This is a genomic window from Pseudomonas sp. PB120 (assembly GCF_009761815.1).
In the GTDB taxonomy this organism is placed as follows: domain Bacteria; phylum Pseudomonadota; class Gammaproteobacteria; order Pseudomonadales; family Pseudomonadaceae; genus Aquipseudomonas.
Window position 1 is genome coordinate 39833 of record NZ_RWIN01000063.1, and the last position, 6329, is coordinate 46161.

The 6329-nt window shown below is 60.6% G+C and carries 6 protein-coding genes; 2 read left to right on the plus strand and 4 right to left on the minus strand.

Translation table 11 applies throughout. From position 1 onward, the window contains the following. Window positions 1–91 precede the first annotated feature (91 nt). On the plus strand, window positions 92–724 hold the full coding sequence (locus EJA72_RS13200; protein ID WP_157711874.1) for a LysE family transporter: 633 nt from the start codon (window positions 92–94) through the stop codon (window positions 722–724). A gap of 159 nt (window positions 725–883) precedes the next feature. Here the strand turns inward: EJA72_RS13200 and EJA72_RS13205 are convergent, their stop codons facing one another. From EJA72_RS13205 to EJA72_RS13220, 4 genes are read right to left on the minus strand one after another with little or no spacing between them, the layout of a single operon-like run. Further along, complete coding sequence (locus EJA72_RS13205; RefSeq protein ID WP_157711875.1) at window positions 884–1627, minus strand: penicillin-binding protein activator LpoB; 744 nt, start codon at window positions 1625–1627, stop codon at window positions 884–886. Window positions 1628–1630: 3 nt separating this feature from the next. Continuing rightward, window positions 1631–2218, minus strand: coding sequence for a penicillin-binding protein activator LpoB (gene lpoB, locus EJA72_RS13210; RefSeq protein ID WP_157711876.1), 588 nt, complete (start codon window positions 2216–2218; stop codon window positions 1631–1633). A gap of 32 nt (window positions 2219–2250) precedes the next feature. Beyond that, window positions 2251–2622 carry a YcfL family protein gene (locus tag EJA72_RS13215; RefSeq protein WP_157711877.1) on the minus strand — a complete coding sequence of 124 codons (372 nt, stop codon included), beginning with the start codon at window positions 2620–2622 and terminating at the stop codon, window positions 2251–2253. A 15-nt stretch (window positions 2623–2637) separates the two neighbouring features. Beyond that, the gene (locus EJA72_RS13220) at window positions 2638–4032 is read right to left on the minus strand and encodes a COG3014 family protein (RefSeq protein ID WP_157711878.1); all 1395 of its coding nucleotides are present in this window, start codon (window positions 4030–4032) and stop codon (window positions 2638–2640) included. Window positions 4033–4358: 326 nt separating this feature from the next. Between EJA72_RS13220 and EJA72_RS13225 the strand changes: the two genes are divergently transcribed. Beyond that, the gene (locus EJA72_RS13225; protein WP_157711879.1) at window positions 4359–6257 is read left to right on the plus strand and encodes an FTR1 family protein; all 1899 of its coding nucleotides are present in this window, start codon (window positions 4359–4361) and stop codon (window positions 6255–6257) included. Window positions 6258–6329 lie beyond the last annotated feature (72 nt).

Sequence of the window (6329 nt, forward strand, 5' to 3'; positions counted from 1 at the left end):
GCAGTCGCAACATCCTGCAAAAAATCGGTAGTCATCCGCCCAAAGCCGCATTAGCTTAGACGTCTGTTACGAGTCTGAGTCGAGGTGTGCGATGGAGCTTCAAACATGGCTGGCGTTTTTTGCCGCCTGCTGGGTGATCAGCCTGTCTCCCGGTGCCGGCGCCATTGCGTCGATGTCCAGTGGTCTGCAATACGGTTTCTGGCGCGGTTACTGGAACGCCCTGGGCCTGCAATTGGGCCTGGCGTTGCAAATTGCGATTGTCGGCGCCGGTGTCGGTGCGATTCTCGCGGCGTCGGCCACGGCCTTCCATGCGATCAAATGGTTCGGCGTGGCGTACCTGGTTTACCTCGCGGTCAAGCAATGGCGCGCGCTACCTAGCGACATGAGTGATAACGCGGCGGTGCGCCCAATTGGCAAACCGCTTGTCCTGGTGTTCCGTGGTTTCCTGGTGAACATCAGTAACCCCAAGGCGTTGGTGTTCATGCTGGCCGTGCTGCCGCAGTTCATTGACCCCCATGCGCCGCTGCTGGCGCAGTACCTGATCATTGGCGTGACCATGGTCTGCGTCGATCTGATCGTCATGGCCGGCTATACCGGGCTGGCGTCCAAAGTGTTGCGCCTGTTGCGTACGCCCAAGCAGCAACAACGAATGAACCGTACCTTCGCTGGGTTGTTCATTGGTGCTGCGGCGTTTATGGCTACGCTGCGCAGAGCTGCGACGTAAAGCGTTCTGGCACAAAAAAGGCGACCCTGGCGGTCGCCTTTTTCATTTTGTGGCGAGCGAGCTTGCTCGCGCTGGGTCGCGAAGCGGCCCCAATATCTTGTGAGCGCTGCGCACTTGAGCGCGAGCAAGCTCGCTCGCCACAGAGGTATCAAACGCAAGTCAATTCAGGATCACCGGCGCCGTATCCCGCGGCAGGTTGTTGCGCTGCGGGACTTGCCCCGGTTGCTCATCAACGCCGCCACCCAGTTGCTGGCTCAACTGGCGGGCCACGTCTTCGCCCAAGGATTTGGACACGTCACGCACCACCCGGGGACGGTTCAGTGAAACGCGAACGTCCCGCTGGTTCATCAGCTTGGTGTCTTGGCCTTCGCCCATCGCCGTGAAGGCGGAGGTGATGGCGAAGGTCCGGGTGTTGATCAAGCTGAAATCCGCCACGAGGGTCAACGCCAGCACTGCCGAGTAGCTGTCGGTGTTGGCGAGCTCGGTGACGTCGCGGTTGAAATCGATGTCCGACACGGTGCCGAACAGCACGTAGTCTGCCCCCTTAAAGTTGCCGGCCTTGATCCGCTTGATCACGTCATAGACGTCACCCTTGGACGCCGCCGTATACGGCGTGCCTTGCACCAGTTGGAACATCCCGGAGCGCAGCATTTCGCCCTTGATGTCGCCGGTGAACTTGCGCAACTCACCTTGCTCGATATAGCTGCTGGTGGCTTCGATTTCGTTGTAGCTCGAAGAGCCGCTGGCGCTGAAGCGATTTGCCTGGAAGTTGCTCTGTGCCGAAACGATGTGGATGTACTGCTCCACCCGCTCCTGGTACGCGAGGTCCGTCACCGCAACTTTAGGCGCTGCCTGCACGCTGAACGAACAAGCCAGGGCCATCATGCCAATCCATGCGCGCATTGATTAACGCTCCGTGGTCTTGCGGATCTCTTTCTCGTCCATCCACTCGGCCAGACCACTTTCAACATCGATCAATTGCAGGCTGAATTTATAGAAGACGTCCTTGTAGTCGGCGCTGCGCTTGACGATCGAGCTGATCGAGCCTTCAAGACGGTACTTGGCAGCGATCATGTTGCCGGTCTTGGCCACGGTCCCTTTCTTGTACAGGCCGCTCTGGTTCTGCAGCTTGAGCTGGTCGACCTGGCTCTGCATCGCAGTGTTGTCGCTGGCGAAACGCGCGGTGCCGGACTTCATCAGCTGAGTCTTGATGCTGGTGGTGATTTCACGGGTGTCGATGTATTCGCTGGTCTTGTTCTTCACGTCGTAGACCTGAACCACCGGACGGCCCTGCAGAATGCCGGACTGGGCCAGGGAGCGCGTCATGGTTTCCGCGATCATCTGCAGGTCGGTGGAGCCGAACTCGTTGGTGACGGTTTCTACCGCCTTGGTGTCGCCGTAGCTGATGTTTTTGCTACCCAGCGTCGGTGAAGTGTTGGCGCAACCGCTGGCCAGGAGGACGATAACGGCGATGAACGAAAAGCGTGCAAACATGGGAGTGCTCTCTGAAACTGAACGAAGAGGGGTTAAGGCGTTTTGATTTCGAGACGGAAATCCACGGCTTTAGGGGTGGGCGCGATGGCCTGAATGAAGCTGGTCTGTTCGCCGTACATCGTTTGGCTTTTCCAGGTTTCTTCTTCGGCAATCGGGAAGCCTTCAGGGCCGAGCCAGGCAAAGCGGTAGTAGAAGGTCTTGTTGTTGAAGCTGGTGTTGCTCAGCTGCACGTTGACCGTCATGAAGCCGTTTTCCCGGGCCACGCGCATGGCGCCGACCACGATGTTCTTGAGCTTGCCCATGGCCACGACCTTGCTGGCGGCGCTGCCTGGCTCCGGCGGTGGCGGGGTGGCGCAACCGGCCAGCAGGGCCAGGGCGACGACAGCGATGAGTTTGAAGCGCATCTGAAGACTCCGTTCTTAAGGTTTAAGGCTGGCAACAGCGGTTTGGCTGGCGCTCGGCATCACATGAGCGGCCACGCCACTGGCGAAGACCTGATTGCCCACGGCGCGCAGGCTGATGACCTGATAGCGTTGATCCACGTTGACCTTGACCACCGAACCGCCCACCGCATTCGGCAGCGTGATCTGGTGTTCACCCTTCTTCAGGCGCAGGCGCACCACTTGGGTGTAGTCCGGCAGGGTGCGCCAGGTGCGGGTGTCGGCGCCTTCGAGCACGGCTGAAGAAATGCCAACGGCCAGGCCTGCGAGCGGGTTGGTTTCGTTGATTTTCTTTTGCGCGACGCCACGGCTGATGGCGCGGACGGCGGTACGCACGATGATCCCCGGCATGTCGTCACGCAGGGCGCGGCGGGACATGGCGGTGGTGCTGTTGAGCTGGGTCAGGGTGAGTTGCTGGCCATCGACGCCGATCTGGGCGAGCGTGGCGGTGGAGCTGTCAGGCCTGATGATCGGGAACGACAGCGGGGTGATCACCACATTGCCGCTGATGGGCAGCGGCAGCGGGACGCGAATCGAATCCCGGGCCGGCGCCAGTCCGCTTTGCACGACGATCAGGATGTCGCTGTCTTCGCTCTTGCCATTTGGCTTGTCGAGATCCTTCAGCGCTTGCTCCAGCAGTGGAGTGTTAGGGCGCAGCTCGGCCGCTTTGCGATAGCCCGGCGCGGCCAGGTCTTTTTCGCCCAGGGCTTCGTAGACGAAACCGGCCAGGTAATGGCTGAACGCACTCTGGTAGCTGTTTTTCAGGCTGACCACTTCTGGCGCGTCAAGACTGGCGACCGGGTAACCTTGCAGGTCTTTGTACTCGGTCTTGATGCCTTCTTTCTCGGCTTCCTCTTCGCTCTTGAGGTATTCCTTGTCGCGCAGGTCGGCGATCACCGCTTCGCGCTCGTGAGTTTTCTTGATCGCGGTGCGTGCGCCGTCGAAGTCGTTCACGGCCAGCAGGTTCAGGGCCATCTGCGTGGTCAGCATGACTTTTTCGTAGTCGTAGCCTTCGTAGCGGCGAACCTTGTCATTCACCAGGAAACTGCCGAACTGGGCGAGGTACTTGCCGGTGTCCAGCTTGACCGCGTCTTCCCATTGACCGACGACAACGTCGGCGCTGCCCCAGGCGTTCTGGCTGCCGGACAGATCGCCCTTGGCGCGCAGCAGTTCACCCTTTTCGAAGTAATAGAGCAGGTCTTTGTCGGTGCCTGTGTTGTTCTTTTCCAGCAGGGTCAGCGCGGCGTCGACATTGCCGGAGGCCAGTTGCTGGTTGGTCTGGGCGAGTTCGGAGTCGTAGTTGCGAAAGGCCGAGCAGCCGGAAAGCAGGGTGACAGCGCTGAGCGCAATCACGGTAAGGGCGCGGGATGCCATGGGGTACTTCTTCCCTGAAAGTAAGCAGCCGCGAATGCGGGTCGGCTGATAGGACCTATTGGCGGCGTCTGGCGTCCTGCCAATTCCTCATAAAAAGAGGAGCTTAAATGCCCAATCGTAATAACGAGGGCGCGGCATTATAGGGAAGGATGCTGGCAATGTAATGGCTTTTTAATCCCATACTGTTGCCAAGTGCCACTATCCATGGGGCACGCAACCGGCCGGTTCATGTCGCTGAGCGCGGATCCTCTCGCACAACAAAGCTTGAGTGAAAGTCATTGGGAGGGAACAATGTGTTACTTCGTATTTTCAATTGAGATTCATTCATGACTGCCCCGTCCCGTTTCCTGGCCTGGCTGGTGTTCCCGCTGTTTGCCATGTGCAGCCTCAATCTGCTGGCCGACACCGTGGAAGGCGCGCCGCAAGCGCTTCACATGCTCGATTACATTGGGGCGGACTACCCTGAGTCGGTGCAAGCGGGCAAGGTCACCAATGAGTCCGACTACCACGCACAGCTGGAGTCCATTAAAGCGTTGCAAGGTGTGATCGCCGCGATGCCGGCCAAGCCGGAGAAAGCCGCGCTGGAGCAGGGCGTCAGCACGCTGCGCAACGCGATCGCTGCACATCAGGACGGCGCGGAGGTCGCTCGCCAGGCCCGGCAGCTCGGTGCGAAGCTGGCCGTCGCCTATGAAATCAGCCAGGCGCCGATCATCACCCCGGACCCGACCCGTGGCGCGCCGCTGTACGCTCAACATTGCTCGGTCTGCCATGGTGATACCGGTGCCGGTGACGGCCCGGCCGGCCTCGGCTTGACGCCGCCGCCGTCCAATCTGCGCGATAGCGCGCGGATGGATCACCTTAGCCTCTACGCGATCTATAGCACCTTGGGCCTGGGCGTCGAAGGCACCGACATGCCGGCCTTCGCTGATCAGCTGGATGAACGTCAACGTTGGGACCTGGCCACCTACATCGCCAGCTTCAGTGCCGATCCGGCGGCAGCGCAGAGCGAGAAAACCTTTAACATCGCCGATCTGGCCCGCCAGACGCCGGCCGAAGTGCAGGCCGCCGAGGGCCCGCAAGCCGCAGCGACCTACCGCGCGCAACGCGCTCAGCCGCCGCAGGTCAAGCGTGGCCCGGCGCAGCTGCTCGATTACACCGCTGCAACCCTGGACAAGAGCATTGCAGCGTACCGCGCGGGTGATCACGACCAGGCCTATGACCTGTCGGTAGCGGCGTATCTGGAAGGCTTCGAGCTGGTCGAAAGCTCGCTGGACAACGTCGACGCCAACGTTCGTAAAGACACCGAGAAATCGCTGATGGCGTACCGTCAGTCGATCCAGGATGGTTTGCCGGTGGCTCAGGCCCAGCAGCGTCTGGACACGGCCAAGGCCAAACTGAAAGAGTCCGCCGGCCTGTTGGGCAGCGATGGTTTGAGCTGGTCCCTGAGCTACATTTCCGGGCTGCTGATTCTGCTGCGCGAAGGGCTTGAAGCGATTCTGGTGCTGGCGGCGATCCTCGCGTTCCTGCGCAACACCGGCCAGCAGTCGGCGGTACGCAGCGTCAACGTCGGTTGGGGCCTGGCGTTGTTGGCCGGTCTGGGCACCTGGGCGCTGGCGGCTTATGTGATCGATGTCAGCGGTTCGCAACGTGAGTTGCTGGAAGGTGCGACTGCGCTGTTCGCCGCGGTCATGGTGCTCTGGCTCGGCGTGTGGATGCACGACCGTCGCCACGCGGCGGCCTGGCAGGATTACATCAAGACCAGCCTGGTGGGCGGCGGTGGACGCTTCGGCTTTGCGACGCTGGCGTTTTTCTCGGTGTACCGCGAATTGTTCGAAGTGATTCTGTTCTACGAAACCCTGTGGTTGCAGGCCGGTCCTGCGGGGCATAACGCGGTGCTGGCCGGTGGTGCGACGGCGCTGGTGCTGCTGGTCGGGCTGGCGTGGGTGATTCTGCGCGGTTCGGCGAAGTTGCCGTTGGCGTTGTTCTTCAGCATCAACGCCGGCTTGCTGTGCGCCTTGTCGGTGGTGTTTGCCGGGCATGGTGTGAAAGCGTTGCAGGAAGCCGGGATCTTCGGTACCCGGCCGGTGCCGTTCTTTGACTTCGACTGGTTGGGGATTCACGCGGATGCGTATTCGCTGAGTGCTCAGGCGGTGGCGATCATTGCGATTATCGTGCTGTATGGCCGTAGCCGGATTGTCGAGAAGCGGCGGGTTCAGGTTTCTTAAGCAGCATTCGCTTCGCTCATAATCGCGAGCAGGCTCGCTCCCACAGGATTGTGTATACCCCTGTGGGAGCGA

Excerpts from the sequence above, each read along its gene's own strand:
- EJA72_RS13205 (WP_157711875.1), bottom strand. The coding sequence starts at position 1,627 with ATGCGCGCATGGATTGGCATGATGGCCCTGGCTTGTTCGTTCAGCGTG.
- EJA72_RS13200 (WP_157711874.1), top strand. The coding sequence starts at position 92 with ATGGAGCTTCAAACATGGCTGGCGTTTTTTGCCGCCTGCTGGGTGATC.
- EJA72_RS13225 (WP_157711879.1), top strand. The coding sequence starts at position 4,359 with ATGACTGCCCCGTCCCGTTTCCTGGCCTGGCTGGTGTTCCCGCTGTTT.
- EJA72_RS13220 (WP_157711878.1), bottom strand. The coding sequence starts at position 4,032 with ATGGCATCCCGCGCCCTTACCGTGATTGCGCTCAGCGCTGTCACCCTG.
- lpoB (WP_157711876.1), bottom strand. The coding sequence starts at position 2,218 with ATGTTTGCACGCTTTTCGTTCATCGCCGTTATCGTCCTCCTGGCCAGC.
- EJA72_RS13215 (WP_157711877.1), bottom strand. The coding sequence starts at position 2,622 with ATGCGCTTCAAACTCATCGCTGTCGTCGCCCTGGCCCTGCTGGCCGGT.